At 55.3% G+C, this 445-nt stretch carries 1 protein-coding gene and 1 pseudogene; both read left to right on the forward strand.

Annotated features, from left to right (window positions below):
- Positions 1-169: pseudogene (locus ACTHTS_RS11240) on the forward strand (hypothetical protein); the annotation flags it as partial.
- Positions 170-190: 21 nt separating this feature from the next.
- A partial coding sequence (locus ACTHTS_RS11245; RefSeq protein WP_440370087.1) for a hypothetical protein occupies positions 191-445 on the forward strand: 255 nt, incomplete at its 3' end.

Below are 445 nucleotides of genomic sequence, written 5' to 3' on the forward strand. Positions count from 1 at the left end.
TGGCAAAGCCCTGTGCAATGCGCTGGATGGGTGCCGTCTGCATCATGCCTATCTGCTGACAGGGACGCGCGGTGGGGGTAAAACCACGATTGTCAGGATTTTGGTCAAGAGTTTGAACTGCGAAAATGCCGTGCGTGGCGAACCGTGCGGTCAGTGTGGGAGCTGTACGTAAGTCGGCGGTGGCTGTTGTGTGGATTTGTTGGGGGTTGGTGTGGTGTTGGGTGTTGGTGTTGGTGGTGTTTGTGGGGTGTTGGGAGGTGTTTGGTGTGTGTCGGTGGTGGGTGGGTGTGGGGTTTGTGTTGTCGGTGGGGTGTGTGTGTTTTCCGGGGGTGTGTTCGGTGTCGTGTTGAGGGTTTTGGGGGGGTTGTTTGGGTGTGTTAGATTTGTTTTGGTGGTTGTTGGTTTGTGTGGGGTCCTTGTTGTTGTGTTGGGTTGCTGTTTGTGG

The sequence above is a fragment of the Neisseria sp. P0019.S003 genome (assembly GCF_051957115.1).
Lineage (GTDB): Bacteria > Pseudomonadota > Gammaproteobacteria > Burkholderiales > Neisseriaceae > Neisseria > Neisseria flavescens_D.